At 67.8% G+C, this 26,295-nt stretch carries 25 protein-coding genes; 12 read left to right on the forward strand and 13 right to left on the reverse strand.

Annotated elements, in window-relative coordinates:
* Positions 1 to 141 precede the first annotated feature (141 nt).
* The 8 genes from WT24_RS06375 to WT24_RS06410 all read right to left on the reverse strand — a co-directional run bounded on the left by WT24_RS06375 (position 142) and on the right by WT24_RS06410 (position 10,894).
* A complete protein-coding gene (locus WT24_RS06375) occupies positions 142 to 2,382 on the reverse strand; it encodes a tetratricopeptide repeat protein (RefSeq protein WP_060032112.1) in 2,241 nt (746 codons plus the stop codon).
* A gap of 23 nt (positions 2,383 to 2,405) precedes the next feature.
* Positions 2,406 to 4,649, reverse strand: coding sequence for a tetratricopeptide repeat protein (locus WT24_RS06380; RefSeq protein WP_060032004.1), 2,244 nt, complete (start codon positions 4,647 to 4,649; stop codon positions 2,406 to 2,408).
* Positions 4,650 to 4,691: 42 nt separating this feature from the next.
* The gene (locus WT24_RS06385; RefSeq protein WP_060032009.1) at positions 4,692 to 6,914 is read right to left on the reverse strand and encodes a tetratricopeptide repeat protein; all 2,223 of its coding nucleotides are present in this window, start codon (positions 6,912 to 6,914) and stop codon (positions 4,692 to 4,694) included.
* Positions 6,915 to 7,092: 178 nt separating this feature from the next.
* A complete protein-coding gene (locus WT24_RS06390; RefSeq protein ID WP_059789687.1) occupies positions 7,093 to 7,761 on the reverse strand; it encodes a type II secretion system protein J in 669 nt (222 codons plus the stop codon).
* Positions 7,745 to 8,176, reverse strand: a complete 432-nt coding sequence (gene gspI / locus WT24_RS06395; protein ID WP_059500348.1) for a type II secretion system minor pseudopilin GspI — start codon at positions 8,174 to 8,176, stop codon at positions 7,745 to 7,747. The genes WT24_RS06390 and gspI overlap by 17 nt, the downstream gene beginning before the upstream one ends.
* Positions 8,177 to 8,470: 294 nt before the next feature.
* The gene (locus WT24_RS06400; protein ID WP_034204546.1) at positions 8,471 to 8,677 is read right to left on the reverse strand and encodes a hypothetical protein; all 207 of its coding nucleotides are present in this window, start codon (positions 8,675 to 8,677) and stop codon (positions 8,471 to 8,473) included.
* 304 nt (positions 8,678 to 8,981) lie between these two features.
* On the reverse strand, positions 8,982 to 9,581 hold the full coding sequence (locus WT24_RS06405) for an alpha-ketoglutarate-dependent dioxygenase AlkB (RefSeq protein ID WP_179949318.1): 600 nt from the start codon (positions 9,579 to 9,581) through the stop codon (positions 8,982 to 8,984).
* A 167-nt stretch (positions 9,582 to 9,748) separates the two neighbouring features.
* Positions 9,749 to 10,894, reverse strand: coding sequence for a metallophosphoesterase (locus WT24_RS06410; protein ID WP_060032016.1), 1,146 nt, complete (start codon positions 10,892 to 10,894; stop codon positions 9,749 to 9,751).
* 132 nt (positions 10,895 to 11,026) lie between these two features.
* Between WT24_RS06410 and WT24_RS35230 the strand changes: the two genes are divergently transcribed.
* The 6 genes from WT24_RS35230 (at position 11,027) to WT24_RS06440 (ending at position 17,695) form a co-directional block, all read left to right on the forward strand.
* On the forward strand, positions 11,027 to 11,635 hold the full coding sequence (locus WT24_RS35230; protein WP_257127438.1) for a hypothetical protein: 609 nt from the start codon (positions 11,027 to 11,029) through the stop codon (positions 11,633 to 11,635).
* A 173-nt stretch (positions 11,636 to 11,808) separates the two neighbouring features.
* Entirely contained in the window at positions 11,809 to 12,102 is a 294-nt protein-coding gene (locus WT24_RS06420) for a hypothetical protein (RefSeq protein ID WP_012339766.1), read from the forward strand.
* Positions 12,099 to 13,148, forward strand: coding sequence for a multidrug transporter subunit MdtN (gene mdtN, locus WT24_RS06425; RefSeq protein ID WP_059789691.1), 1,050 nt, complete (start codon positions 12,099 to 12,101; stop codon positions 13,146 to 13,148). The genes WT24_RS06420 and mdtN overlap by 4 nt, the downstream gene beginning before the upstream one ends.
* The gene (locus WT24_RS06430) at positions 13,129 to 15,156 is read left to right on the forward strand and encodes an FUSC family protein (RefSeq protein WP_060032022.1); all 2,028 of its coding nucleotides are present in this window, start codon (positions 13,129 to 13,131) and stop codon (positions 15,154 to 15,156) included. The genes mdtN and WT24_RS06430 overlap by 20 nt, the downstream gene beginning before the upstream one ends.
* Positions 15,143 to 16,687, forward strand: a complete 1,545-nt coding sequence (locus WT24_RS06435) for a TolC family protein (RefSeq protein WP_059500200.1) — start codon at positions 15,143 to 15,145, stop codon at positions 16,685 to 16,687. Before WT24_RS06430 ends, WT24_RS06435 begins: the two co-directional genes overlap by 14 nt.
* Positions 16,688 to 16,987: 300 nt before the next feature.
* Positions 16,988 to 17,695 (forward strand): MgtC/SapB family protein, encoded by a 708-nt coding sequence (locus WT24_RS06440; protein WP_059500199.1) that lies wholly within the window; start codon positions 16,988 to 16,990, stop codon positions 17,693 to 17,695.
* A gap of 38 nt (positions 17,696 to 17,733) precedes the next feature.
* Here WT24_RS06440 and WT24_RS06445 read toward each other — a convergent pair whose 3' ends face one another.
* Complete coding sequence (locus tag WT24_RS06445; protein WP_059500198.1) at positions 17,734 to 18,453, reverse strand: autoinducer binding domain-containing protein; 720 nt, start codon at positions 18,451 to 18,453, stop codon at positions 17,734 to 17,736.
* A 73-nt stretch (positions 18,454 to 18,526) separates the two neighbouring features.
* Between WT24_RS06445 and WT24_RS06450 the strand changes: the two genes are divergently transcribed.
* The 3 genes from WT24_RS06450 (at position 18,527) to WT24_RS06460 (ending at position 20,605) form a co-directional block, all read left to right on the forward strand.
* Entirely contained in the window at positions 18,527 to 18,970 is a 444-nt protein-coding gene (locus WT24_RS06450; protein WP_059789694.1) for a DUF4902 domain-containing protein, read from the forward strand.
* Between the two features lie 210 nt (positions 18,971 to 19,180).
* Positions 19,181 to 19,789, forward strand: a complete 609-nt coding sequence (locus tag WT24_RS06455) for an acyl-homoserine-lactone synthase (protein ID WP_059500196.1) — start codon at positions 19,181 to 19,183, stop codon at positions 19,787 to 19,789.
* Positions 19,790 to 19,840: 51 nt separating this feature from the next.
* Positions 19,841 to 20,605 carry a hypothetical protein gene (locus WT24_RS06460; protein WP_179949319.1) on the forward strand — a complete coding sequence of 255 codons (765 nt, stop codon included), beginning with the start codon at positions 19,841 to 19,843 and terminating at the stop codon, positions 20,603 to 20,605.
* Positions 20,606 to 20,786: 181 nt separating this feature from the next.
* Here the strand turns inward: WT24_RS06460 and WT24_RS06465 are convergent, their stop codons facing one another.
* Positions 20,787 to 21,062 (reverse strand): hypothetical protein, encoded by a 276-nt coding sequence (locus WT24_RS06465; RefSeq protein WP_060032029.1) that lies wholly within the window; start codon positions 21,060 to 21,062, stop codon positions 20,787 to 20,789.
* A 245-nt stretch (positions 21,063 to 21,307) separates the two neighbouring features.
* On the reverse strand, positions 21,308 to 22,012 hold the full coding sequence (locus WT24_RS06470) for a glutathione S-transferase (RefSeq protein ID WP_060032032.1): 705 nt from the start codon (positions 22,010 to 22,012) through the stop codon (positions 21,308 to 21,310).
* A gap of 145 nt (positions 22,013 to 22,157) precedes the next feature.
* Here WT24_RS06470 and WT24_RS06475 point away from each other — a divergent pair, with 145 nt between their 5' ends.
* On the forward strand, positions 22,158 to 22,733 hold the full coding sequence (locus tag WT24_RS06475) for a TetR/AcrR family transcriptional regulator (RefSeq protein WP_060032034.1): 576 nt from the start codon (positions 22,158 to 22,160) through the stop codon (positions 22,731 to 22,733).
* Positions 22,734 to 23,418: 685 nt separating this feature from the next.
* Here WT24_RS06475 and ribA read toward each other — a convergent pair.
* Complete coding sequence (ribA, locus tag WT24_RS06480; protein WP_059500190.1) at positions 23,419 to 24,069, reverse strand: GTP cyclohydrolase II; 651 nt, start codon at positions 24,067 to 24,069, stop codon at positions 23,419 to 23,421.
* Positions 24,070 to 24,246: 177 nt separating this feature from the next.
* Between ribA and WT24_RS06485 the strand changes: the two genes are divergently transcribed.
* Positions 24,247 to 24,708 carry a CBS domain-containing protein gene (locus WT24_RS06485; RefSeq protein ID WP_059500189.1) on the forward strand — a complete coding sequence of 154 codons (462 nt, stop codon included), beginning with the start codon at positions 24,247 to 24,249 and terminating at the stop codon, positions 24,706 to 24,708.
* 159 nt (positions 24,709 to 24,867) lie between these two features.
* Here the strand turns inward: WT24_RS06485 and WT24_RS06490 are convergent, their stop codons facing one another.
* The gene (locus WT24_RS06490) at positions 24,868 to 25,197 is read right to left on the reverse strand and encodes a DUF4148 domain-containing protein (RefSeq protein WP_060032037.1); all 330 of its coding nucleotides are present in this window, start codon (positions 25,195 to 25,197) and stop codon (positions 24,868 to 24,870) included.
* A 513-nt stretch (positions 25,198 to 25,710) separates the two neighbouring features.
* On the opposite strand from WT24_RS06490, the gene WT24_RS06495 reads away from it, so the two are divergent.
* Entirely contained in the window at positions 25,711 to 26,109 is a 399-nt protein-coding gene (locus WT24_RS06495; RefSeq protein ID WP_059500187.1) for a GreA/GreB family elongation factor, read from the forward strand.
* The last annotated feature ends 186 nt before the right edge of the window (positions 26,110 to 26,295 follow it).

Genomic DNA, 26,295 nt, shown 5'->3' on the forward strand with positions numbered 1-26,295 from the left:
GCGCCGCACATGTCGTTGCGCCTGAAACAGGCCGCTGGAATCCGAAGACCATACGAAGCGCGAATGGCAGCGACATGGCGACTGTTACGGACCATTCCGGCCGCCGTGAAAAGGTCCGTAGCTTTTGTCATGGAAGGCCGGTCACGCCGGTTGGGCGCGCGTGCGAGCCGCCTCGCCGAGCGCGGCAGCCACCCGCTCGACCACCGCCGGCCAGTCGCCGGGCCGCGCCTGCCGGAACAACCTCGCGGACGGATACCACGGGCAGTCGTCGCGTTCGAGCAGCCAGCGCCAGTCCGGCACGCGCGGCAGCAACACCCAGACGGGCCGCCCGAGCGCGCCGGCCAGATGCGCGACCGACGTGTCGACGCTGATCACCAGGTCCAGCGTGTCGACCAGCGCCGCCGTTTCGGAGAAATCCGTAAGCGCGTCCGCGAACGACAGCACGCCGCTTGAGGCGAACGCATCGGCGTCCCGAGCCCGCACCTGCGGCTGCAGGCTCACGAACGTCACGTCGAGCGCACCGCACTCGACGAGCGGCGCGAGCGCGGTGAACGGTATCGAGCGATTCTCGTCGTTCGCATGGCGCGGATTGCCGGACCATGCGAGCCCGACCCGCAATCGGCCCGACGGCGCAAGTGCATCGAGCCGCTGCACCCACGCAGCGTGCCGTCGCGCATCGGCGCGCAGATACGGCACGTCGGCCGGTACCGTATCGAGCGTCGTGCGGAACGCGTACGGCAGGCTCATCAGCGGACACTGCAGATCGAACGCCGGCATCGGCTGCCCTTCGGTGACGACCCGGCTCACGCCGCGCAGCGTGCCGAGCAGTTCGCCGAGCGCGGCCGGCGCCTCGACGATCACGGTCGCGCCCGCGTCGTGCGCCAGGCTCGCGTAGCGGCAGAACTGCAGCGTGTCGCCGTAGCCCTGCTCCGCATGCAGCAGCAGCGTGCGACCCGCAAGCGGGTCGTCGCCGGTCCACAGCGGCCGGTCCGCATGACGCCGGTGCAGCATCACATCGGCCGCCTCCCAGCGCGCCTCGTGCTGCCGCCAGCCCGCGTCGAAATCGCCCGTGAGCAACCGGCAGAATGCCTCCGAGCGGCGCGCGGCGCCGTGATTCGGATCGCGCCTGCATGCATCGGCGTAATCGGTCAGCGCCGCGTCGTCGTCGCCGATGTGCTGGCGCGCGAGCGCTCGCGTGAACAAGGCCTGCGCCGTGTCCGCAGGCGCGCCGGCCGCCGCCGCATGGCTCGCGAGCGCTTCGTCGTAGCGGCCGAGCTGCTGCAGCGCGAGTGCGCGGTTGTAATGCAGCTCCGCATGCGGGCCCGTCAGCGCCAGCGCCGCGTCGTAATCGGCGAGTGCGTCGTCGAACCGGCCGAGCGCACGCAGCGCGGCCGCGCGGTTGCGGCGCGCGTCGATATCGTCGGGATTGCGTGCCAGCGCTTCCGCATATGCTTCGGCGGCTTCCGCATGACGCTCGAGCCCGAGCAGCGCATTGCCGCGCCCGACCCACGCCGCGACGTGGCCGCGATTCAGCGCGAGCAGCCGGTCGCAGCGCTTCAGCAATTCGTCGCGGGCGTGCAGCAGATCCAGCGCGACGCAACTCGCGTACAGCAACTGCTCGTCCTTCGGCAGCCGCGCGAGCCCTTCGTCGAGACACGCGAGCGCGTCGGCCGGGCGGCCGAGTTCGGTCATCACGACGCCGCATGCGTAGACGAGTTCGGGTGTCTTGCCGCGCACCACCATCGCGAGCTGGTAGCTGTGCAGCGCTTGCTCGCGATGGCCGAGCGCGCGCAGCGCATGCCCGCGCTCGATGTTCGCGGCCGCATCGTTCGGGTCGATCCGCAATGCGCGCTCGATGCTGATCAGCGCATCGGCGGGCCGTTCGAGCCGCCGCAGCGTCTCGCCGCGCTTGCGCCACGCGGTTGCGTGCGCCGGTTCGCGCACGAGCGCCCGATCGTACGCCGCGAGCGCCGCATCGTATTGCCCGAGCCCGAGTAGCGCATCGCCGCGTGCCGCATGCGACGGTGCATGGTCCGGATCGGTCGCGAGCGCGCGATCGGCGAGCGCGAGCGCGTCGCGATGACGGCCGACACCGGTCAGCGCCGCCGCGTGGTTCGCCAGGTTCCACGGCTGGTTCAATCCGAACTTCATCGAGCGCGCGATCAGCGGCTCCGCCCGTGCGGGATCGCCGAGCTGCAGATGCACGAGGCCGAGCAGGTGCAGCGCCTCGACATGATCCGGCGCCATCGTCAGCACGCCTTCGTAGAGCCGTCCGGCCCCCGCGAAGTCGCGCTGTTCGAGACGCGTGCGCGCATTGCGCAGCGCGTCGGCGAGCACCGCATGCAGCGGCATGGCCACGGCGCCCGGTACGGCGCCGGCCATCGGCGCGGCGTCGCGGCGCACACTCATCGCGCGCCTCCGCCGACGAGCGCCGGCAACTCGGCCGCGATCCGCTCGACGACGGGCGCCCACTGCCCGCCCTCGGGCTGGCGGAACAGCCGCGCCGACGGATACCACGGGCTGTCGTCGCGATCGAGCAGCCAGCGGAAATCGGGCGTATGCGGAATCATCAGCGCGAGCGGCCGGCCGAGTGCGCCGGCAAGGTGCGCGACGGACGTATCGACGCTGACGATGCCGTCCATCAGCGCGGTCAGCGCCGCCGTATCGGCGAAGTCCTGGAGTGCGTCGCCGACGAAGCGCACCGCGCTCGCGTCGAGCACCGGCCGATCGTCGTCGCGGACCACCTTCTGCAGGCTGATCCACTCGTAACGGTCGTCGAACAGCGGCAGCAGATCCGCGAGCGTCATCGAGCGGTTGCGGTCGTTCAGGTGCAGCGGGTTGCCGGACCACACGAGGCCGATGCGCGGCCGCGTCGCTGCGCCGAGCCGTTCGCGCCACTGCGCGACACGCACGGGGTCGGCGGCCAGATACGGTATGCCGGCCGGAATCGACGCGAGGTCCGTGCGAAATTCGAGCGGCAGGCTCAGCAGCGGGCAATGCAAGTCGAACGGCGGCAGCGGCTCGCCGCGCGCGACGAGCGTGTCGACGCCGTCGAGCGTCGCGAACAGCGTCTTCAGTTCGACCGGCGCTTCGAGCACGACGCGCGCGCCGAGCGCCTTCACGAGCGGGACGTAGCGACAGAACTGCAGCGTGTCGCCGAGCCCCTGTTCCGGGTACAGCAGGATCGTCTTGCCGTCGAGCGGCATCCCGTGCGTCCAGCGCGGCTGCGCGAACGTGCGCCGGCTCGCGTCGAGCTGCGTGTCGCGCCAGCGCCATTCGTACTCGGCCCAGCCGGCTTCGAAATCGCCGATCGACAAACACAGGAACGCACGCATGCAATGCGCGAGCACGTAGTCGGGATCGATGTCGATCGCATCCGCATACGCCTGCCGCGCGTCGTCGTGACGCCGCAGCGCGCGCAGCGCATTGCCCTTGTGGAAGTGCGCGAGCTTGTCGCGCGGCGTCGCGTCGATCACGCGCACGAAATCGTCGAGCGCGGCCGCGTAGCGGTGCGTCTCGAGCGCCACGCGGCCGCGCGTGAACCAGGCCGGCACATAGTTTTCGGCAAGCGCCAGCGCGCGGTCGCACATGTCGCGCGCGTCGTCGTGACGCTCGACGCGCATCAGCGCACTCGCATAGTTGCACAGCACGCCGGGGCTACCCGGTTCCACGTCGAGCGCGCGCGCATAGCTGTCGATCGCGTCGCGATAGCGCTCCAGATGACTGGCCGCATTGCCGCGGTTCGCCAGTGCCCGCGCATGGCGCGGATCGATCGCGAGCACGCGGTCGCAGCGCACGAGCGCCTCGTCGTGCCGGCCGAGCTGCTCGAGCGCGATCGAACTGTTGAAGATCGCATCGACGAAGGTCGGGCTCGCCGCGATCGCCGCGTTGAAATCCGCGAGCGCGCGCTCCGGCTCGTGCAGATCCAGATACGCGACGCCGCGCAGGAACAGCACCTCGGCACTGCCGGGCGTCTGCGCGAGTGCGTGGCCGTAGCTGTCGACCGCATCGCGGAAGCGGCCGAGTTCGCGCAGCGCGAGGCCGCGCCCGCGCATCGCGTCGAACGAACGCCCGGCCAGCGCGATCGAGCGATCGCAGTCGGCGAGCGCGTCGTCGTGGCGGCCGAGCGCGCGCAGCATGTCGCTGCGCTTCACATAGCCGTCGGCAAAACCGGGCGTCAGCTCGAGCAGCCGATCGTAGACCGCACACGCGTCGTCGTACCGCGCGAGTTGCGCGAGCAGGCCCGCACGCTGAAACAGCACGCGCTGATGGACGGGATTGATCGCGAGCGCTTCGTCGAGCCGCGCGAGCGCGTCGTGCTCGCGCCCGAGCCCGGTCAGCACCGCCGCGTAATTCGCGAGCACGAGCGGCGCCGGCCGGCGCTCGATCGAGCGCCGCATCAGCGGTTCGGCATCGGCGAGCCGCCCTTGCTGGAAGCGCACCGCGCCGAGCAGGTGCAGCGCCTCCGGATGCTCGGGATCGAGCGTCAGCAATTCGGTATACGCGTGTTCCGCATGCTGCAGCGCGCCGTCGTGGTGTGCCTTGCGCGCACGCAAGAGCAGCCGGTCGAGTTGCGCGGCGTCGGGCGGACGGCGATCCGGCGCGACCGGCGCGCTCGCGAGTGTCGTCCCTTCCCCGTTCGGTGTCATCGTGTGGCCCCCACTTGTCGCTGTTCGTGTCGCGTGTCGTGTCTAACGTGTCATCGGCGCGATCGCGGCACGCACCGCGTCGATCGCGCCCGTCCAGTCGCCCGGCGCAGCCTGCCGGAACAGCCGCGCGGACGGATACCACGGGCTGTCGCCGCGGGTCCGCATCCAGCGCCATTCCGCGGGATCGGGCAGCAGCACCCACACCGCGTGGCCCAGTGCGCCCGCCAGATGCGCGACCGCGGAATCGACCGCGATCACGAGATCCAGCGCGCCGATCAGCGCGGCCGTGTCCGCGAAGTCGCCGAGTTCGTCGTCGACGCGAAGCACCGGCGCCTGCGCGAGCAGCGCCGCGTCGCGTTCGCGCACGGGTTTTTGCAGGCTGATCCAGTCGACGTCGAGATCGAACAGCGGCGCGAGCCGCGCGAAATCGATCGACCGGTTGTGATCGTTGCGATGCTCCGGATTGCCGGCCCACGCGATCCCGATCCGCGGCCGGCGCCGTTCGCCGAGCAGCGCCTCCCACTGGCGCGTGCGCTGCGGGTCGGCATGCAGATAGGCGCCGGCAGACGGAATCGTGGCTTCATCGGTGCGGAATGCATGCGGCAGGCTCAACAGCGGCGCCTGGCAGTCGAACGCCGGCAGCGGATCGCCGCGCGCGATCACGTCTACCGCTCCGGGCAGCGAAGCCATCAGCGCGCGCAATTGCGGCTGCACCTCGAACACGACCCGTGCACCGCGTGCGGCCACCAGCGGCACATAGCGGCAGAAATGCAGCGTGTCGCCGAACCCTTGTTCCGCATGAATCAGCACCGTCCGGCCGTCGAGCGGCGTGTCGCCCTGCCACGCCGGCTGCGTGAACGGCCGGTAGTGTCGCGCCAACTGCGCGTCGCGCAGCCGCCATTCGTACTCGGGCCAGCCGCGCGCGAAATCGCCTTCGATCAGATACAGCGACGCGCGCGCGAAATGCGCTTCGGCGTAGTCGGGACGAAGCGCGATCGCGCGGTCGTACGCGGCGAGCGCGTCGTCCGGGCGCGCCGTTTCGAAATACAGGTTGCCGCGGTTGAGCCAGTTCGTCGCGTGATCGGGACGCAGCGCGAGCGCACGGTCGAGCGACGCCATCGCTTCGTCGTAGCGATGCAGGTCCTGCAATACGTTGCTGCGGTTGGTCCAGGCTTCGGCGAACCCCGCGTCGCGCGCAAGCGCGGCGTCGTAGCTGGCCAGCGCTTCGTCGTAGCGTTTCAGGTAACGCAACGCGGTGCCGCGGTTGCACAACGTCTCCACCGAGTGCGGAGCGAGCGCCAGCGCGCGCGCATAGGCCGCCAGCGCATCGTCGTAGCGCTTGAGCTGCAGCAGCGCGTTGCCGCGACTCGCATGGGCGCGGACATGATCCGGATCGAACGCCAGCACGCGCTCGCAACGGGCCAGCGCCTCGTCCGCGCGGCCGAGTCGTTCGAGCGCGACCGCGCTGTTGTAGAGCACGTCGATCCGCGCGGGATCGGCCGCGATCGCTTCGTTGAACGCGTCGAGCGCCTCGCCCGGTCGATCGAGATCGATCAACGTACGGCCGCGCTCGGCCATGATCGCGGCCAGGCCGGGCCGGATCGCGTTTGCGCGTTCGAAGCACTGCAGCGCATCGGCCGGCCGCTGCAGCTCGCGCAACACGAGACCGCGGTTGAACCACGATTCGAACGAACGCGGATCGACCATCAGTGCGCGGTCGTAGGTATCGAGTGCCTCGTCGAAGCGGTGCAGTGCACGCAGCGCGCTGCCGCGATTGCACAACGCATCGAGGACGAGCGGCGACACCGCGAGCGCACGGTCGAACGACGCGAGCGCGTCGCCATAGCGTCGCAATCCGAGCAGCGTGTTGCCGCGGCGCACGAGCGTCTGCACGTCGTCGGGCGTCGTGTGCAGCGCGGCCGCGAAATGCTCGAGCGCCTCGCCCGCACGGCCGCGCTCGCCGGCGATCGCACCGAGATCCGACAGGGCGCGCGTACCGGGGGCGATCGCGATCGACTGGCGCAGCAACGCTTCGGCGGCGTCGGCCGCGCCACGCTGGAACTGCAGCACGCCGTACAGGTGCAATGCCTGGGGGTTGTCCGGCTCCTTCTCCAGCACGGCGAGATAGTCGCGCGCCGCGTCATCGAACCGTCCGGCGCTGTGCGAGTGTTGTGCGCGGCTCAGGATCGCCGCCGATTGCCGTTGACCGCGCGCATCGAGTCCCGACGCGCCCGCGTATGCATCATGCCGGTGCTCGACCGTCACGTTCGCCCCCTTCCCGTTTGCCGATGCCGCCGCCGTCCCGGTTCGATGGAGCCGGTCGCAGCGGTCATGCTCGTCACGAGACTAACGGACGGGTAATAACAGACGTATGACGAAAGTTACGGACCATTTTGTCCGGGGGACGGATCGCGTTGCGCGCCGCGAGCGACCCGCGCCGCCGTCACTGGCCGATCGGGATCGTCCGCACGTATTCGACTGCCGGCGCGCCCATCGTGACCGCGAAACGCACGCCGCGCGGCAGCGGCATGCCGAGCGACGTGATGTTGCTGACGCCGTGCTGGGCGAGAAACTGCGCATAGCTCTGCTCGATGGCCGTCTGGCTCGTCGTCCATCCGCCCGGCGGAATCCACACGGAAAGCTGCATCGTCCGCGCATCGTTGCTGACCACCACGCGCGCGAACGCATCCATGTGCTTCAGTGCATCCTCCACGTCGGCCAGCGACGCGAGCGGCTGCGACGCGCTGCGCACGAGCTCGCGCCCCTTGAGCTGGTAGCGCACGACCTGCATCTGCGCCGGTCCGCCGCCGACGCCGAGATGGCGCACCATCACGAGCTCGTTCGGCCGGATGCGCAGCGGCGGCCCGAACACCTCGTCGGCCGTCACGAGGTTGATCAGGTCGAACTGCAACTGGGAGAAATAACGGCCGAGCAGACGCGTTTGCGCCAGATTCGACGCGATATCGTCGCGCCCGCGAATCGTCGCGTCGAGGCCGCGCCACGACAGCAGCGCGATCACGGCGAGCAGCGCGATCGCGACCAGCATCTCGATCAGCGTGAAGCCGCGGGCACGGGCGCGCCCGGCCCCGCGACGTTCAGCGGCGCGCTTCATTCTGGATCACCGTGACGACTTCGGCGAGCACGTTGCGGCTCGACGCGGACGGATAGACGCTCACCGTCACGCGCCGCACGAGCGGGCTCGGCAGCGCGGCCACCGACTGGCGGCACACGAAACGGTAACGGCCCTGCGGGCACGCGAACGTGTTCGCGCCGACGGATGGCCAGGCCGATGCGATACGGATCTCGCCGAGCGCGTTGTCGGCGCTCCACAACGCGAGTAGACGCATGCGCGCCGTGTCGGTGTCCGACGCGAGCGCGCCGATCGCGCGCATCACGGCGCCCAGCGCCACGGCCACGATCGCCAGCGCGATCAGCACCTCGATCAGCGTGAATCCCCGTTCCGGCGCCCGCGTCGGGCGCGGTCCGCCGCACGCAGGGTGGTGGTAGTCGGTTCTGTCGTCGCACATGACCTGCATCATTCTCGTCGATGGGTCGGCGTCCGGCGTCCAAGCCGCGGCGCAGGCCGCGTCGCCAGCGCGACGGACGCCATGCCCGGACGTTAAGCGCGACGTATGGCACGCACGTGTCGAATGGTACGGACCATTTGGCGCGGCGGGCGCGGGCGAACAGGCGCGCCCGCCCGCGCGATGCGCGCATCGCGCGGGGCACGAGACGAAAGACGGAAAACGATCGGGAAAGCACCGCCCGCCAGCGAGCGGCCGACGGTGAAGGCGATCCTCGGGCGGGATCGCGCGACGGCGTCAGGCCGTCACGGCGGCGTCATATTCGGCGCGGGCGAGCTGGCCGGCGGCGTATGCCTCGGCTTCGCCGCGAAAGCCTTCCCGGCTGAACGCCACGACTTTCACGCCAACGCCGGTCGCCCGCTTCACCGTCAGCGCCCATTGCCATCCGCCGTCTTGCTCGAAGACGTGCAGCGAGGGTGCGAAGGAAGGGTCGAGTACGGTCACGCGTTTTGCTCCTGCCCCGTTGCGCACTGCATCGGCAGCGCACGGAGGCATATCGAAAAGGTCGCGCCGGCACGCCGACGCGTTTCTGTCATTCGACAGTTTATTCACGGATTGTTGCGACGCACCATCAGAGGTTTCACTCACCTATCGGAACCGGGCGGTTGATCGCATCTACCCGAAAGCCTTGCGGGACGGGCCTCAGCGGCACGCCGAGCCGCCCGGCATCGCGTTCGTGCGGCAACGTGCCGCACGCCAGGCCAATTGCTTGCATCGCCCTTTCGTGGCTCGGGAAACGGGGCGCGATCTATCCGCCCATCATCGACACGCGCCGGAAGGTCAGGTTCACGCGTTCGCCCTGCACGGCCGGCGCCTTCGGCACGCGGTGCTGCCATTCGGCCTGCGTGCGTCCGCGCATCACGAGCAGGCTGCCATGCACGAGGCGGTACGCATGCGTGACGCCGGTCGCGCGATGGCGAAGATCGAACACGCGCATCGCGCCGAGGCTCACCGACGCGATCACCGGCGCATCGCCGAGTTCGGGTTCGTTGTCCGCATGCCAGCCGAGGCTGTCCAGCCCGTTGCGATAGCGATTGAGCAGCACGCTGTTGAAGCGCACGCCGCACGTCGCCTCGACCGCGTGCTTCAGCCCGAGCACGGCCGGCGTCCATGGCTCGGCTACGTTGCGGATGCCCGAGTACACGTACACGGCATCCGGTTCGCCTTGCCACGCGGTGAGCCGCGGCAACGGAATGCGCCCGCGCGGCGTGCGAATCGTGTCCTGCCGCCACGCGACCTCGTCGATCAGCGCGGCCAGCGCGCGATCGGCGTCGGGCGGTGCGAGCCAGTCCGGGTACCAATCCACGTCTGGCACGGGCGTATCGGCGAAGAGATCGGGCGTGGACATGTCGGCAGGAACGAGTGAGGAACGAAGCGAACGACGCATGTCTGCATACTAGCCAACGGCGCCGCGCGCCGCCATGCGCTGTCATTCGTAGCCGAAAGGCCGAAAGGAAGCCGCGGTGCATCGCGATGCGCGTTCGTATCGCGCGACGGCCGCCTCCCTGCCATCGGCTAGCCGCGCGTCAGTCGAATCAGCGCGATCTCGGACGGCACACCGAAGCGGTTCGGCGGTCCCCAGTAGCCGGTGCCGCGGCTCGTATACAGCCACATGTCGCCGAAGCGGTTCAGCCCGCCGATCACCGGCTGCTGCAGTCGCACGAACGGCGGCCACGGCAGGAACTGGCCGCCATGCGTGTGCCCCGACAGCTGTACGGTAAAGCCCGCGCGGTTCGCCGCTTCCGCGCTGCGCGGCTGGTGCGCGAGCAGGATCTTCGTGCCGACGTCGCGCGGCGCGCCGGCCAGCGCCTGCGCCGGGTCGCTGCGATGGGCGGGATCGAATCCGCCCGCCGTGAAATCGGTGACGCCCGCGAGCACCGCCCGCGCGCCGCCGCGCTCGATCAGCACGTGCTCGTTCAGCAGCACCGTCAGCCCGATACGACGAAACTCGTCGATCCACGCATGCGCACCCGCGTAGTACTCGTGGTTGCCCGTCACGAGGAAGGTGCCGTGCCGCGAACGCATCTCGCCGAGCGGCGCCGTGTGTTCGCGCAGGCGCTTGACCGAACCGTCCACCACATCGCCCGTCACGACCACGAGGTCGGCGTCGAGCGCATTGACCGCACGCACGATCCGTTCGATGTAGGGCCGCTTGATCGTCGGCCCGACGTGGATGTCGGACAGTTGCACGATCGTCAGCCCGTCGAGCGCGGCCGGCAGCCCCGCGACCGGAATCGACACGCGCTTGACAGCCGCCGTGCGGCGCGCGCCGACGAACCCGATCGCGGTCACGAGCACTGCGGCCGCCAGCACGCCGAGCGCCGTGTCGGGCGCGGCGCCGCTCCACGCGCCGTCATGCCCGAGATGCCGCCACGCGAATACGCCGAGCAGCACGATTTCGCGCAGCAACGTCAGCACCAGCAGCGACGAGAAGAAGCCCATCGCGAGCGCGCCGGCCCAGCCGACCAGCGTCGCCGCCCATCCTTCGTCGAAGCGGCGCGAGAACATGCCGACCGGAATCAACACGACGAAACTCGCCAGCACGAGCGCCGCGATCGTGCGCGCGAGCGGCGACACGAACGCATCGGGAATGATCCGCATCCCGACATACAGATGGAACAGCACGCCGATTGCAATGAACCGGACAAAGAAACTTCGCATGGAACGTTCGCCTTCGTTGCACTACCGCTTCCGCGACGCGCGTCGCACGGGCCGTGATGCCCGGTGCCGCGTGTCGCGCCATACGCACGATGGTACACAGATCCCGGCCGCGACGACGGGTCGCGCCCGGCGGTGCAGCGCCGTACGGCTTCGCGCGATGATCGGCCATCCACCCGGCGTCGCGGCCATGCATCGACGACGTTAGTCGCGACGCTCGACCGCGACGCCATCGGCCTGCACGACGCGAGCGCGATCCGCGCCTTCCCGAAACGCGCGGCCGCCGACATGCAGCGCATGCCGCGTGGGCGCATCCAGGTCAGCAACTTCGAGACGGCCTGCAGGATGATCGTCGAGAACGTCGGCGTACTGCCCGCAGGCACCGCGCGCCGTCATGCGAAGACGATGGCGCTGCGCCTCGTCGCGCTCGAAGGCGACCGGGCGAGCGCCGGTTGCAGATCCGCGTCGCCGATCCCGATGTGCTGCAGCGCTTCGCACGCGATCTCGTCGGCCTGCTCGTCGAGGATGCGCGTGGTCAGCCGAACCAACCGGATTCGCACGGTTCGAGCAGCAATCGGCGATTTGCGTGCCGATTCCGCTGCGCCCACACGGCAAATTCCGCTGCGCGATTTTCGTCTGACGATCCTTTACAGTCCGTTAGCAACCCTACGCGAGCGGCTGCTGGCAGAATCGCGGCGGTCCGGCCACCGCTGCCGACCCGCACTGCCGGACCGACCGGCATGACCGACGGCGCGGCCACGGCCAGCCTCGCTCCATGCCGTGAACGCGTGCCGGATCGCTGGCGATCCGTATCGCGCTGATTTATGATCGGCTCCGTATCCCGGAATCGTCGTCGCGGCGACGATCCGCATTGCGCCGCGCCCGGCATCCACCCTCAACGTCGAGCTCGTCACATCATGAGAAAAACAACGCCGCGCGCGCCCCTGCGCGTCGCCGCCGTCCTGGCGCCCGCCCTGCCGCTCGCGGGCTGCGCCTCGCGCGGTGCGCCGTCCTACGTGCTGTTCGGCGCGTACTTCCCGCTGTGGCTCGTCAGTGCGATCGTCGGCATCGTCGGTGCGATCGTCGCGCACCGCGTGTTCGTCGCGACCGGCTGGGCCGCGACGGTGCCCTACCAGCTTGCCGTCTGCACCGCGATCGGGCTCGTGGTCGCCGTGATCGTCTGGCTCACTGGCACGGGGCCGTTCGCATGAAGGCCGCCGGCATCGCCCGCCCCTCCGTCAAAGGTCGCGTGATCGCGCTCGCGATCGTCGCGCTCGGTATCGCGGCGCTCGCGTACGCGTACCACCGCACGACGGCCTACCCGTCCACCGACGACGCGTCGATCGACGCGGACGTCGTGCACGTCGCGTCGCCGGTCGGCGGCCGCATCGTGCAACTCGCGGTGCATGAAAACCAGCGCGTCGCGAAAGGCGACCTGCTGTACGTGATCGATCCCGTGCCGTACCGGCTGAGCGTCGCGCAGGCGCAGGCCGATCTCGAGCTCGCGCGCGCATCGCTCGACACGCGCCGCCGCTCGCTGATCGGCGAGCGCTCGAACGCGTCCGTCGCCGCCGAGCAAGTCAAGCGCGCGACGCAGAACTACGATCTCGCGACCCGCGACGTGAACCGGCTGGCACCGCTCGCCGCGCAGGGCTACGTCAGCGCGCAGCAGTTCGATCAGGCGAAGGTGCGCCAGCGCGACGCGTCCGTGTCGCTCGCGCAGGCGCAGGAGCAGCAACGCGCGTCCGCGCAGACGATCGGCGACGATGCCGACGCGATCGCGACGCTGCATGCGCGCGAAGCCGCGCTGGCCCGCGCGCAGCATGCGCTCGACGATACGGTCGTGCGCGCGCCGCACGACGGGCTCGTGACGGGCCTGAGCGTGCTCCCCGGCGAGACCCTCGCGCCGAACCAGTCGATCTTCACGCTGATCGACGCGAGCGAATGGTTCGCCGTCGGCAATTTCCGCGAGACGTCGCTCAATCGCATCGCGGTCGGCGACTGCGCGACCGTCTATTCGATGATCGACCGCGACCGCCCGATGACGGGCAAGGTCGTCGGCATCGGCGCCGGCATCGCGGACAGCGACCGCATCAACCTGCCGCGCTCGCTGCCGATCGTGCAGCGCTCGGTGAACTGGGTGCACGTCGCGCAGCGCTTCCCCGTGCGCGTGAAGCTCGACGAACCCGACGGCAAGCTCGTGCGTGTCGGCGCGAGCGCGATCGTCGAGGTCCGGCATGGCTCGGCCTGCCGTTGAGGTCCGCTCGCCGGGCCCGCGCGAAGTCCTGCGGCTGCTCGCGCCGTTTCCGGGGCGCGCGGCCATGGCCGTGCGCGTCGCGCTGATCTGTGCGCTCGTGGTGCTCGTGACGAGCGGATACGGCACGCCCGAAGCCGCGATTTCCGCGTACGTCGTGTTCTTCCTGAACCGTGCCGATCGCGTGACGAGCGCCGTGCTCGCGGTCGCGATGCTGTTGCTCGTCACGCTCGTGATCGCGCTCGTGATCGGCGTCGCGATCTTCAGCATCGAGTATTCGGTGCTGCGCGTCGCGTGCATGGCCGTGTTGTCGGTCGGCCTGCTCTACCTGACGTCCGCCAGCAAGCTGCGCCCGGTCGGCGCGATCCTCGCGATGATCGTCGGCTTCGGGCTCGATCAGCTCGGCCTCGCGCCGGTCGGCGAAGCGGCAACGCGCGCGCTGCTCTATGCATGGCTGATGGTCGCGATCCCGGTCGGCGCGGCGATCGTCGTCAACCTGCTGATCGCACCGTCGCCGCGCACGCTCGCGCATGCGCAGCTCGCGAAGCGGCTGCGGCTCGCCGCGCGGCGGCTGCGCGGCGACGACGACGCGCGCGCCGCGTTCGACGCAAGCCTGCGCGAAGGCGACAAACAGTTGCTCACGTGGCTCAAGCTGTCGAAGCTCGAAGGCTCGTCGTCGGGCGCCGATGTCGTCGCGTTGCGGCAGGCCGTCGCGTCGAGCACCGCGCTGCTCGTCGCGGTCGCGCTTGCCGATCGCGAACCGGAGGCGCGACTGCCCGACGCATTCGCGGCGCCGATCGCGGCGACGCTCGACGAGATGGCCGCGATCCTCGAACAGGGCGGCTATCCGGTCGACGTGACGCTCGCGCTGCCGGCCGCCGATGCACTGCCGCCGCTCGCACGCGTCGTCGCGACGGACCTGCACGCCGCGATCGCGCAATTCGCGCAACCGCCCGCCATCGACGCACCGGCCACAGCGACCGACACCGCCGACGAACCGGCGGCAGCCACCGCACCACCCGCCCCGCGCGGCGGCTTCTTCGTGCCCGACGCGGGTACCAATCCCGACCACATCCGCTATGCGCTGAAGACGACGGCAGCCGCCATGTTCTGCTATCTGCTGTACTCGCAGCTCGACTGGTCCGGCATCCATACCTGCTTCATCACCTGCTATATGGTGTCGCTCGGCTCGACGGCCGAAACGGTTGAGAAGCTCACGCTGCGCATCGCCGGCTGCATCGTCGGCGCGCTGATCGGCACCGCCGCGCTCGTGTTCGTCGTCCCGTCGCTATCGTCGATCGGCGAACTGATGGCGCTCGTCTTCGCCGGCGCGTGGCTGTCCGCGTGGGTTGCGTTCGGATCGCCGCGTATCGCATACGCAGGCTTCCAGGTCGCGTTCGCATTCTTCCTGTGCGTCATCCAGGGCGCGGGGCCCGGCTTCGACCTGACGCTCGCGCGCGATCGCACGATCGGCATCCTGCTCGGCAACGTCGTCGTGTATCTCGTGTTCACACGCATCTGGCCGGTCAGCATCGGCAAACAAATCGACACGGCGCTCGCGGCACTGCTCGACCAGTGGCGACGCGTTGCGCAGATCGCGCAGCCGGCCGAACGGCGCGCGCTGGCCGCCGAAGCGTTCGCCCGCCACGGCGCGATCTCGCAGGAGCTCGGCCTGATCCATTACGAACCGTCGTGGGTGCGGCCGGCCGCGACGTGGCTCGCCGCACGGCGGCGCGCGCTCGCGGAACTCGGTGCGATCGAGGGCCCGCTGTTCCTGCTCGCCGAACGCAAGCCCGGCGATGCGGCGATCGGCGCGCAACTCGCGCGCGTGACTGCGCCGGGCGACGACGAAACCGCGCCCCGCACGGATGCCTCGCCGCCGCTGGGCGCCGCCCCCACCGACCCCGCGCGCGACGCGCTGCTGAACCTGATCGACACGCGGCTTGCCCATGTCGCCGACGCCGCCCGTCAAGCCACACCGAAGGAGCCTGCCCCTCATGCGTCTACCTGAACCGCCGGCCGCCTCGATCGCCGCCGCCGCGCTCGCGACCGCGGTCGCGCTGGCCGGCTGCGCGACGTCGTCGATCGATCTGGCGCCGGAGGCATCCGACCGCCCGTGGCAGCCGCAAACGTCGGCTGCGGGCGACATCGTGGCCGCGCCGCCGCGCGCTTCCGCGCAAGGTGCACACGACTACACGCTGCCTGCATCGCCGGCGCTCGCGTCGGTTCCGGCTCCGGCCGCACTCGATGCCGCGCATGCGTACACGCTGCCCGAGCTGATCGATCTCGCGGAATCCGCGAACCCGCTGACCCGCATCGCATGGAACGACGCGCGCAACGCGGCGCTCGCGGTCGGCCTCGCCAAGTCCGCGTATCTGCCGCGCCTGTCGGCGACGGCGATGGGCGCGTACCAGGCGAACCACGGCTCGACGTCGACGATCCTCGGCGATTCGTCCAGCAACACCACCGTGCACGGCACGATTTCGGCGCTGTCGCTGCAATGGCTGCTGTTCGATTTCGGCGGCCGCGCGGCGCGCGTCGAAGCGGCCGAACAGGCGTCGATCGCGTCGAACGTCGCGTTCACGGCCGTGCACCAGCAGGTCATCCACGACGTGACGGTCTCCTACTACCGCTACGAAGCCGCACGCTCGCGCGCGCTCAGCGCACGGCAGGGCCTCGCGAACGCGGATGCGATTCTCGCGGCGTCCCGCGCGCGGCTCCAGCACGGCGTCGGGACGGTCGTCGAGCTCGCGCAGGCGACGCAGAACCGCGCGCAGGCGAACCTCGCGCTCGTGCAGGCGAACGGCGCCGAAAGCGACGGCTACCTCGCCCTCGTCTCCGCGCTCGGCATCTCGCCGCTGTCGAAGCCGACGATCGCCGCGCTGCCGAAGCGGCCGCTGCCGCCCGCGCTCGGTTCGTCGGTCGACGCGATCGTGTCGGACGCGATCGCGCGCCGTCCCGATCTGCAAGGTGCGTTCGCGGTCGAAAAGGCCAATCGCGCGAAGATCAAGGCCGCGCAAGCCGCATTCATGCCGAAGATCTTCCTGTCCGCGTCGACGTCGTATGCGAGCGGCGGCACGTCCATCTCCGCGCTGCCCGCGATCGGCGACCAGGCGCCGACCGTCAACCTGAACGGCAGCCGCTACGGCGGCGGCGTGTTCCTCGGCGTGACGATCCCGCTGTACGACGGTGGTCTGCGCTCGGCCGTGCTGATGCAGGCGCGCAACGACGCGGAAAGCGCGTCCGCGCGCCTCACGCGGACCAAGGAGGAAGCGGTGCGCCAGGTCGTCGCCGCGCAGAACGCGGTACAGACGAGCCTGGCGTCGCACGACGCCGCGAAGGCGCTCGTCGATGCCGCGCAAACGAGCTACGACGCGGCGCTGACCGCGTACCGGAACGGCGTCGGCTCGGTCACCGACGCGACGATCGCGCAAAGCCAGTTGCTCGCCGCGCGCAACGCGGAGGTCGACAGCTATGCCGGCGCATTATCGGCCGCCGCCGCGCTCGCGCTCGCGACGGGCACGATCGGCTCGGCGCAGTAGCGCCGCCAGGCGGTTGACGCGGGCGCGCCCCGCCCACTAGAATGCCGCCCATTCTTCCTTCAGGAACCATCGTGGACAGTTGCAGCACTCCGTTGCGTGCGCCGCTTGCCGCCTGAACGCCTGTCCGCCGCAGTTCTCCTGCCTCGGCTCGCGTTCCGCGAGCCGCACGCCATCCGTTTCACATTGAACGACGCATTCGCGCGGTACAGTACCGCGCGATGACGGCTATCGCCGCGTCGCCTTCGGCCTTGCGTCGCGGCGACGCCAGCCGGCATGCGCTTCTCGCACGGCAGGACAACCATGACTTTCGATTTCGCACTCCGTCTTTTCACCGCGTTCGCCTGCGGCGTCGCCATCGGCCTCGAGCGCCAGATGCGCCAGCGCACGGCCGGCCTGCGCACCATCACGCTCGTCGCGAGCGGCGCGTGCCTGTTCGTCACGCTCGGCGTGCTGACCGGCAACGGCGTCGCGGGCGTCACGCAGATCGCCGCGTACGTCGTGTCGGGCGTCGGCTTTCTCGGCGGCGGCGTGATCATGCGCGACAAGGGTTCGATCCAGGGCATCAACACGGCCGCGACACTGTGGTGCTCGGCTGCCGTCGGCGTGCTGTCCGGCTCCGGTCACTACGCGCCCGCGCTCGCCGGCACGGGCGTCGTGCTGCTCACCAATACGGTGCTGCGCGGCGTCAGCCAGGCCATCAACGCGACGCCCGTCTCGAATGCCGACCTCGTGCGCGAATACCAGATCACCGTGATTTGCCTCGCCGCCGACGAAGTGCACATCCGCACGCTGCTGTCGAACGCGATGTATGCGAAGCCGCTGTCGTTCCAGAGTCTCACGAGCGAGGACGTGCCCGAGCAGCCGGACCGGCTGAAGGTGACCGCGACGCTGAAGCTGCATCCGAAGGATCAGCAGAAGCTCGAGCAGATCGCGAGCCGGATGAGCATGGAGAAAAGCATTTCCAGCGTGAGCTGGACCGCGAAGGAAGCGGAGCCGATGATGGAATGAGCCGCGCGGCGGCCGCCGCATCCGGCGCCGCCGTCGCGTCAGGGCGCTTCGATGAGCCCGGCCGAGATCGCCTTGACGACCGCCTGGACCTTGTTGGTCGCGCCGAGCTTCTCGAGGATGTTGTTCACGTGGAAGTTGACCGTCCGCTCCGAGATGCTGAGGATCTGGCCGATTTCGCACGCAGTCTTGCCCTCGGCCGTCCAGCACAGTACCTCGCGCTCGCGCGCGGTCAGCGTGACGCCCGCCGCGGGCGACAACTTCGGCACCATGAAGCGGCTCATCAGCGAATGCGACAGGTTCGCGAGCCAGTTCGTCTGCAGCGTCAGCATGTTGATCTCGGCCGGCGTCAGCCGGTCGGCATGACGGGCGATGCTCAGCAGGCCGAACGCGCCGCGCGCCGCCCAGCTCGACTGCGCGACGCCCACCGACAGCCCGAAATCGCGCGCGTCCTGCCACAGCGGGCAGGGCTCGATGTTGTCGACGTCGGGCCAGACGATCATGTTGGTGCTGAGCGCGCCATCGCGAACCGTCGAGTCGATCTCGATATAGTTCTGCGCCTGATAGTGCGCCATCCAGCCGTCCGGATAGGTATTGAAGATGGCGACCGCCGGCTTCGAAACAGGCAGCGGTACGCGAATGCCGTAACAGCAGTATTCGAATCCCAGCCGCTTGGAATAGGCGGCGATCCGCTGGAAGAGCTGCTGCTCGTCTTCCGCGGCGCTGAATTGTTGGTAGGCATCCTGCCAGCGCAGTTCCATTCTTTCTCCGACAACGTCACGCTGTCATACTTGTCAGGTTCCAGCACCCGTTCGAGGCTGATACATTCCGCGCATGACTTCACCCTTGCTGCATCCTGTCCCCGGCCCGTCCCCGGACGGCTACGTACGCCTGTCAGAAGGCGCACTGGCCGCGCTTGTGCTCCACCATGTCGCGAGCGGCCTCGACCCCTCGTTGCTGGCCGAACTGCGCGACAACGCGATCGATGCCCGCCTCGCCGGTTATACCGAATGGCATCGCGCCGCCGGTGCCGGCGTCGCGTACGTGACGGTCGGCTGGGACTGGTACCTCGAACGCGCGACGGGCACGTTCGTGATCGCGGGCGGCGATGTCCGCAGCAACGTGATGGCCACCGACGCCAAAGGCGCCGACATCGGCATGTTCCGCACGGCAGCCGCGCTCGCCGCACGGCTCGCCGCCATCGACTGGCCTGCCGCGGTCGCGTCGGCCCTGCTCGGGCACAACGACGCCTATCATGCCGGTCCCACGCTCCAGTGACAACCGGCCGCACATTCCTCTGACGATTTTGCGAGACTGGCGCTCTTTATAAGCAAAAGCTGCCCGGTTTTCAATCCCGTCGATCAAGAAACCGTTACCACCGCGCAAATGGCGTCTTTACGCCGTCACCCTGTAAGAGTTACCAGTTACAGGCTCCTCGTGCCACGCGCTGTAATGGATGCATACAAAAGCACAGATCCGAGGACATCCATGCAGACCTTCGTTCACGAGGAAGGGCGGTTGCCATACGAACTCGCGGCGGATCTCGGGCGCTATCGGCGCCGCGTGTTCGTCGAACAGCTCGGTTGGGCGCTCCCGTCGGCGAACGAAAGTTTCGAGCGTGACCAGTTCGATCGCGACGATACCGTCTACGTGTTCGCGCGAAACGCCGACGGCGACATGTGCGGATGCGCGCGCCTGCTGCCGACGACGCGCCCGTATCTGCTGAAGTCGCTGTTCGCCGATCTGGTCGCCGAAGACATGCCGCTGCCGCAATCGGCCGCCGTCTGGGAGTTGTCCCGATTCGCGGCGACCGACGCCGAAGGCGGCCCGGGCAATGCCGAATGGGCCGTGCGCCCGATGCTCGCGGCCGTCGTCGAATGCGCGGCGCAGCTCGGCGCGCGACAGCTGATCGGCGTGACGTTCGCGAGCATGGAGCGGTTGTTCCGCCGGATCGGCATACACGCGCACCGTGCAGGCCCGCCGAAGCAGGTGGACGGACGTCTGGTGGTCGCGTGCTGGATCGACATCGATCCGCAAACGTTTGCTGCGCTAGGAATCGAGCCGGGGCAGGCCGCCCGGCAAGCTATCGCCGCCTGAGCCGGAACACGCGTTTCGGTCCGGGCGGCATCGTAACGAAGGAGAACCAACGTGGACCAGTCCCAGGTCTTTCGCGCGATGATGCCCGGATTGACGAGTGCCGGCGGCGCCCGCATCGCGGTCGCCTACCCGTCGTTTCCCAGGCCATTGCCGCTCGTGCGGCTCGATCGCCGCGGGCTCGTGTTTCGTGCCGCCGGCGCCGCGCCACTCGTATGCGGGCTGCCGCGTCCGGCCACCCTGCTGGTCGCGGACGAGCCGCTGTGCTCGCTGCGTCTCGTGATCCGCGACATCGCCGCGACCGGCGACGGTCGGCACGACCTGACGATGCAGCCGTCCGGCGCCGCCGGCGACGAATTGCTGTGGCACGCGTTGCGCGATCGCGAACCGTACCGGCGAATTCGGCATCCGCTCGCGCCGGTCGATCCGCCCATCGCGATCGACCGCGAACCGCATGCGCCGGCCGGCGAAACCGCTGCGCGCCCGTCGCGCAGCGCGGCTTTCCGCCTGCCGTGCCACAGCGACGCACTGTTCTTCGCGGACTGGCTCGAATATCACTTCGACGAATTGCGCGCGCTGTCGCAACAGCACGGGCCGCAACTGCAACTCAATCAGCTCGAACGACAGGTTGACGATGCCGAGGTCGGCGTGCGTTTCGTGTACGACATCGACGGGCATGCGACGCGGCTCGCGTTGACCGACTGCGCGCGCGAGGCGTGTGCATGGATCGAGACGGAGATGCGCAGCAAATACGCGCTGCCCGTCGCGCAAGAGCGGTTCGGCGGGTTCGCGGCGCACGCACGGGCCGCCGGCATGTGAATGAGGCCATGCCGCTCGGCGGCAAGTTGTGCGGATACAACGAGAGCTTGCAAACGTTCGGGTTTTCCCTTAAATTTACGTCTGTCTCCTCCATGTCTCCAAACATGGATTCAGCCCGCTCAAGCAGCGGGCTTTTTTATTGCCTGCGCGGATTGCGGGGCCACATCGTTTTCCGTTCCGGCTAGCCGGCCGGGCGCAGCCAGTAGTGATGCACCGCAAATATCAGCGCGACCGCCACAACTATTATTAGCAGCAGGTACAACCAGCCCTTCCTGGTCGACGGCAGGTCCGTCAGGGCGCCGACGTCGCCCGTCAGCGCCGCCAATGCGACCACCGCCAGCCCGGCCAGTGCCAACGTCCCCTTTGCCAGCCATCCGAAAGCGGCCTCCAGTCCGGCCACCCATCGCGACTGACGATACGGTCCGGCAACCGGCCGACGAAGATCGGGCTTGTCCATTCGTCACCTCCCTACCGGCATGCGCCTATCTGCGCGTCGTACGGCAGGTGCGGCGGAACACAAGAATTCGAATGCTTTGCAGACGAGTCGCCGCTGCGACGCGGGGGTGCGCCCACGGCAGAGTGATTTTCCTTGCAGTGCATATCGAATGAAGCTTCCGCGCTGGGGCGCAGCAATCTGACGGGTAAACGAAACCGCAGCACGGCGCACCCCGGCTCAAACGCGAAAACCGTCGTCCACAAACATCAATCGGATACCCCGCTCAGCGCCGAGAATGCCGGCTGGTTTCTTACGCTGGGGCGCTCCTTCATCCTCGCGTACCACGCATGAAGTGCCACGTATTCGGCAGGCACCGGCAGCTTCACGATCGACGCAAAGATCAAACCGCCGATCACCGTGATGTCGGCCATCGAGAAGGCTTCCCCGGCGACAAACGGCTGTCTTTTCAAAACCTCGTCGAAGTAGCGCATGCCTCTCAGGGCTTTGTCGCGTTGACGGAATCCCCACTCGGCATTCTGATAGGTTTCGACGTCCGGCCCCAGCCCCGGCGTGCCGTGGTGGAAATACACGCTGATGGCGTCGAGCAGCTCCAGTTCGGCGCGCTTGCTCATCATGTGGATCAAGCCCTGTTCGAGCGGCGTCCTGCCGGTGAGCGTGGGCGTACCATCGAGCGCGTCCAGGTATTGGGTAATGGCCGTGCACTCGGCAATGAGCGTCCCGTCGTCGAGTTCGAGCACCGGCAGCGTGCCCGAGTAGTTCTTCTGCGCAATGAATTCCGGCCTTTTGTGCTCCCCTTTATAAAGGTCGACCATCGCAAACTCGACACGCGATTGAAGGTTCTTCTCGGCCAGGGCGATGCGCACGCGTGTCGGATAGGGTCCCGTCGGAAAATCGTAGATCTTCATCAAGGGAAGTTTGGGTACATCGAAGTCGAGTATCTCGGAACTCATCGTTAAGCCTCTACAGTGCGTTGCGTCGGAATAGATGGTGTCGGAACATGCGGTGTTACGCCCCTACCTGCCACATGGTAGGTTTACTGTAGAAGGTATAATCGTCTCCGTCAACGCTCATTTTTTGAATTGCGAGGCCGTAGCAGTGAAGAACGAGACAGGCTCAAACTCCAAGGAGAACATCCTGGCGGCCGCCACAAGGGTCGCGCAGGCGCATGGCTACGGCGGGCTGAATTTTCGCGATCTCGCGGACGTCGTCGGCATCAAGGCTGCCAGCGTCTACCACCACTTCCCGAGCAAGGCCGAGCTCGGCGCGGCGGTCGCGAGGCGCTACTGGGAGGATTCGGCCGCGACGCTGGAAGCACTGCTGGCCGAATCCTCGGATCCACTCCAGTGTCTCCGCCAGTATCCCGACACGTTCCGCAAGGCGCTCGAGAATGGTAACCGCATGTGCCTCTGCAGTTTCATGGCCGCCGAAAGCGACGACCTGCCCGCGGCGGTGATGAAAGAGGTTCAGACGTTTGCCGATGTCAATGTCGCGTGGCTGAGTAAAGTTCTGTCCGCGGCGGCAGTGGGTAGCGCCGAAGCGTGCGAACAACGGGCTCGCGCCATCTTCGCCGCCGTTGCCGGCGCTCAGCTCATTGCCAGAAGCCGTTCGGATATCGCGCTATACGACTCTTTGATAGAGACTTACCGGGCAGCAGGTCTCCTGCCGGCATAGGAGCGCGCGTGCGCGACGTAATCGCCCGCAAAACCGACGAATGCACGACCGGGCCCTTCGTCGCATGGGACCCGGCCTTCCATTGGTGTCGGAACGTTGACAACGACGTTGTCCATTGTCCAACCGCGTTAATCGTGCCGCGCGAAATGAACAGGCAAGCGCTGCGCCGCAATGGACGACGTCGGTGCTCCAGCAATCGGCGAGTATTTCAGGGCCTCGGCCGACAGCAGGAGATGTAGTCGGGGAAAGGCAGCAATGCGGACACCGGTCCGGGGCAATCGGCAGGAGGCATCAAGCGAGACGAGGCTGATCGTCAACGAGCCCCCGGAGGGAGGCCCAAATCACAAAACCTTTTTATTGGTTCAGCGCGATCGTGAGACGAGAGGATCACAGCATGTTCGCACCACGAAAGACGACTTCCGGTCGTCTTCAGGCGTAGCCCGGGAAAGCCGCCAAAGGCCAAGTGCTGACCCGAGGTCAGCTTGCTTGCAGTGCGCGCGCAAATCTCATCGGAAAGTGGCGTAGCTTTATGAAAAAGCTACGCCAGAATGCCAAGCTTCCCGATGTTCGGAAGTATCGATACGATTTGCGACAAACCCGACTTTCGATCAAAACCCATCACCAGAAAGCCTCTCCGGGACAAATCGCTTGCCAGACAACCGTCCCGAAGACTCCCGAATTTCCATCACTCGTTTTCTTCGAAGTAGTGTCCGAACTTCGCCTGCTTCGTGCGGATATAACGCTCGTTTTCCTCGCGCACGGGCACCGCGAGCGCCACGCGCTCGCAGACGGGAATGCCGTGCTTCACGAGCGTATCGAACTTCTTCGGATTGTTGCTCATCAACCGCACCGACGTCACGCCGAGGATGCGCAGGATCGCAGCGGCCGAGTCGTATTCGCGGGCGTCGTCGGGCAGGCCGAGATCGAGGTTCGCCTCGACGGTATCGCGCCCCTGCTCCTGCAGCGCGTAGGCGCGGATCTTGTTGCTCAGGCCGATGCCGCGGCCTTCATGGCCGCGCAGATACAGCAGCACGCCGCGGTCTTCGGCCGCGATGTAACGCAACGCGAGATCGAGTTGCTCGCCGCAATCGCAGCGGTACGAACCGAACACGTCACCGGTCAGGCATTCGGAATGCAGCCGCGTCAGCACGGACTGCTCGCCGGTCACATCGCCCATCACGAGCGCGAGATGTTCGGCATCGCTGCCCGATACGCGAAATGCGTACGACGTAAACGTACCGTAGCGCGTAGGCAGCGACGCCGTGGCGACGAGCGTCACGCACTCGTCGGCCTGGCCATTGCCCGGCGCGGGCGATTGGGGACGCGAAGACATCATGAATTCAATTGAAACGTTCAGGAATGTAGGAGTTGTGTGGATGGTGCGTGACGGGAGTTTACCGCTAATCTGGAAACGTCACGCGACTGCCGCCGCCCGCCCGGCTATACTGGGCTCATCGGGTGACGCGCATCACGCCCCGCCTGCCCTGCATCGACCTGCACACGGAGAAAGCGAATGAGCACGACTGTCGCGCAGATTCTCAAGGCCAAGCCGGATTCGGGCCGTACCATCTACACCGTCACGAAGAGCGATCTCGTCTACGACGCCATCAAGCTGATGGCGGAAAAGGGCATCGGCGCGCTGCTCGTCGTGGACGGCGACGACATCGCGGGCATCGTCACCGAGCGCGACTACGCGCGCAAGGTCGTCCTGCAGGACCGCTCGTCGAAAGCCACCCGCGTCGAGGAAATCATGACGGCGAAGGTGCGCTACGTCGAACCGTCGCAATCCACCGACGAGTGCATGGCGCTGATGACCCAGCACCGGATGCGCCACCTGCCCGTGCTCGACGGCGGCAAGCTGGTCGGCCTCATCTCGATCGGCGACCTCGTGAAGAGCGTGATTGCCGATCAGCAGTTCACGATCAGCCAGCTCGAACACTACATCCACGGCACGCCCACCGTCACGTCCGCCTGATCCGCCCCAGCAAAAAAGGCCCAAACGCGTCAGCGTCTGGGCGGAAAGCCGCCGACATGCGGCGACGGAGGTTCTGCTCCTGCGGGCGAACGACGCGCGCGACTGGCGCGCGTCTCGTCAATTCGGCGGTGCGCCCGGGCAGACCCGCGGGATGCTCGATCAGTTACCGAAGTAGACCGAGTTCACGGGATTCGGCGCTTCACGCGTCACGCGGCGGCCGGCTTGCGCGGCCCCCGTTGCCACGGCACCGTAACCGCTCGTGTCGGCGTGCGCGAACATCGGCTGATTCGGCTGAACCCGCTGCTCGGCCGCCTGGATGTCGCTCGGATATTGCGAATCGCTCGCCAGCGGCTTGTAGCCGTTCTGCTCGAGTTGTACGAGTTCGGCCTTGACCTGAGCGCGGGTCAACCCCTGCTCGGACTGCGCGAACGATGCAATCGGAGCGGCAAGGACGGATGCGGCGATGGCTGCGTAGATGATCGACTTCATGATTTACCTCCGGAATATGTTCTCTTTTGGCGTCGCCTCGGCAGGACTGTCTGAAGCGATTGAATTCAGTGTAGTGCGCGCGCTTCCAAGGGGAAACCCTTAGTTTGAACATACAGCGTTGCATTTCTGGAAAAAATCGCCCACTGTTTCCGAACAGGGTCGTTGCAACTTGCTTCATCTACACAACAATCGCTGACGAAAGGCCGACAGCCGGATCACATGTCCGGAAGGTTGTGTTGTAGAATCGTAAGGTTTCCTTCGCCAGTCGATATTCCATCCACCATGTACGCGCTCACGCCCCTTTTGGTTTCGCCGTCCGGCTTGGCCGGCGTGCGCGTGCGCGCCGGCCAGCCGGCGCATTCCCCCGTTCGACGCACGGCCCAGGCACCGCTCGCCCCTGCCCGGCGCCTGATCTGACCGCTCGGTCTCCACCCGGAGCCAGGTTAGACAGGCTCCGGGCGATCCTCATAGGCACGCCACGCCTGCCCTCTGCCGATCATTTGGAGAACCACCATGAAACAACGCCTTTACCAGTTGACCGAACTCGACGTCGCTCGCCTCGAAAAGCATGCCGAGCACAATCCGCGCTTTCAGGCGATGCTCGACACGCTGCTGGAGCGCGCCGATATCGTCCAGCCCGACGCCATCAAGGCGAACGTCGTCACGATGAACTCGCAAATCACGCTGCTCGACGAAGCAACCCAGGAACAGGCCACCTGGACGATCGTTTATCCGGACGCCGCCAACCTCGAACTCGGCCGTCTGAACGTCTTCTCGCCCGTCGGCATGGCGCTGCTGGGCACGCAACGCGGCCAGATGGTCAAGGTGATGCAGCCGAGCGGCGCCGAAAAGCTGATGAAGGTTGCCGCGATCGTGTTCCAGCCGGAAGCCAACGGCGAATACACGCGTTGAGCCATCGGCGACCAGCGCCGCGCCACACGGGCGCAGCACGAAAAAAGCGAGGCACCGGCCTCGCTTTTTTGTATCCGGACGATCGGGGTTGCCGCCATTGCGTTCCGCAGATCGGGATAGGGGCGGTCAGAGAGTCTGACCGATCCCCTCCCACACCACCCGGCATGCGGGTCCGCACCGGGCGGT

Origin of the sequence: Burkholderia sp. MSMB1078WGS (genome assembly GCF_001528895.1) — a bacterium.
Taxonomy (GTDB): domain Bacteria; phylum Pseudomonadota; class Gammaproteobacteria; order Burkholderiales; family Burkholderiaceae; genus Burkholderia.

Excerpts from the sequence above, each read along its gene's own strand:
- WT24_RS06485 (WP_059500189.1), top strand. The coding sequence starts at position 24,247 with ATGAGCACGACTGTCGCGCAGATTCTCAAGGCCAAGCCGGATTCGGGC.
- WT24_RS06495 (WP_059500187.1), top strand. The coding sequence starts at position 25,711 with ATGAAACAACGCCTTTACCAGTTGACCGAACTCGACGTCGCTCGCCTC.
- WT24_RS06420 (WP_012339766.1), top strand. The coding sequence starts at position 11,809 with ATGAGAAAAACAACGCCGCGCGCGCCCCTGCGCGTCGCCGCCGTCCTG.
- WT24_RS06435 (WP_059500200.1), top strand. The coding sequence starts at position 15,143 with ATGCGTCTACCTGAACCGCCGGCCGCCTCGATCGCCGCCGCCGCGCTC.
- WT24_RS06465 (WP_060032029.1), bottom strand. The coding sequence starts at position 21,062 with ATGGACAAGCCCGATCTTCGTCGGCCGGTTGCCGGACCGTATCGTCAG.
- WT24_RS06430 (WP_060032022.1), top strand. The coding sequence starts at position 13,129 with ATGGCTCGGCCTGCCGTTGAGGTCCGCTCGCCGGGCCCGCGCGAAGTC.
- WT24_RS06405 (WP_179949318.1), bottom strand. The coding sequence starts at position 9,581 with ATGTCCACGCCCGATCTCTTCGCCGATACGCCCGTGCCAGACGTGGAT.
- WT24_RS06450 (WP_059789694.1), top strand. The coding sequence starts at position 18,527 with ATGACTTCACCCTTGCTGCATCCTGTCCCCGGCCCGTCCCCGGACGGC.
- WT24_RS06490 (WP_060032037.1), bottom strand. The coding sequence starts at position 25,197 with ATGAAGTCGATCATCTACGCAGCCATCGCCGCATCCGTCCTTGCCGCT.
- WT24_RS06455 (WP_059500196.1), top strand. The coding sequence starts at position 19,181 with ATGCAGACCTTCGTTCACGAGGAAGGGCGGTTGCCATACGAACTCGCG.
- WT24_RS06410 (WP_060032016.1), bottom strand. The coding sequence starts at position 10,894 with ATGCGAAGTTTCTTTGTCCGGTTCATTGCAATCGGCGTGCTGTTCCAT.
- WT24_RS06470 (WP_060032032.1), bottom strand. The coding sequence starts at position 22,012 with ATGAGTTCCGAGATACTCGACTTCGATGTACCCAAACTTCCCTTGATG.
- mdtN (WP_059789691.1), top strand. The coding sequence starts at position 12,099 with ATGAAGGCCGCCGGCATCGCCCGCCCCTCCGTCAAAGGTCGCGTGATC.
- gspI (WP_059500348.1), bottom strand. The coding sequence starts at position 8,176 with ATGTGCGACGACAGAACCGACTACCACCACCCTGCGTGCGGCGGACCG.
- WT24_RS06390 (WP_059789687.1), bottom strand. The coding sequence starts at position 7,761 with ATGAAGCGCGCCGCTGAACGTCGCGGGGCCGGGCGCGCCCGTGCCCGC.
- ribA (WP_059500190.1), bottom strand. The coding sequence starts at position 24,069 with ATGATGTCTTCGCGTCCCCAATCGCCCGCGCCGGGCAATGGCCAGGCC.
- WT24_RS06445 (WP_059500198.1), bottom strand. The coding sequence starts at position 18,453 with ATGGAACTGCGCTGGCAGGATGCCTACCAACAATTCAGCGCCGCGGAA.
- WT24_RS06440 (WP_059500199.1), top strand. The coding sequence starts at position 16,988 with ATGACTTTCGATTTCGCACTCCGTCTTTTCACCGCGTTCGCCTGCGGC.
- WT24_RS06380 (WP_060032004.1), bottom strand. The coding sequence starts at position 4,649 with ATGACACCGAACGGGGAAGGGACGACACTCGCGAGCGCGCCGGTCGCG.
- WT24_RS06375 (WP_060032112.1), bottom strand. The coding sequence starts at position 2,382 with ATGGCCGGCGCCGTACCGGGCGCCGTGGCCATGCCGCTGCATGCGGTG.